At 59.8% G+C, this 557-nt stretch carries 1 protein-coding gene; it reads left to right on the top strand.

Annotation, left to right across the window (positions count from 1 at the left end):
* Positions 1 to 326, top strand: a 326-nt coding sequence (locus tag A3761_RS00975; protein ID WP_231881103.1) for a hypothetical protein, incomplete at its 5' end; no start/stop codon positions are given.
* Positions 327 to 557 lie beyond the last annotated feature (231 nt).

The following is a 557-nucleotide window of genomic DNA, read 5'->3' as shown; positions in this document are numbered from 1 at the left end:
TATCCTTGAGGCTCAAGCTCAGACCGGTTCGACGAACTCGATGGACGCGGTATCTAGCTTGCTCCCGCCGCAACGAGGCAGACATGTCCGCACCTACTCCTAGCGAAACGATCGCCATGAAGGCCGTCCTAGCGATGCTAGTGACCTGGGTTGCGTCGCAAACGAATGGCCCAGCCGCCTCAAATGCCAACGTCGAGAAAATGCGTAGGCGATCCGAGGATATAATAGCCCGCATGACGCACAGCGGATTTGGAGATTTTGAGACTCAGCGTGACGAGGCTCAGCAGATCGCTGCCCAGTTATTCCAAGGCATTTATTTCACCTGAGCCGCGCGGCTTCTGAGGCGCCTTGTCTCCCAAGCTTTCCTCCGCGCCTCGGATCGTTGCTCGGGGGTCTGAGCGGCGACCACCTTCTTCGCTCTTGCGCTCAACCCTTCGGCTCCGAGCGTGGCAACGGCCCTCTTGGCTCTCAGGCTTCGCCCTTCGGGGCCAAGGGTGTCGTTCGCCCGCTTTGCCTTGGCTCTCCGCTGCGCTTCATCTAAGCGTTTGACCAGCGCC

The sequence above is a fragment of the Oleiphilus sp. HI0123 genome (assembly GCF_001635315.1).
This window is presented reverse-complemented; position numbering and strand designations above follow the sequence as displayed.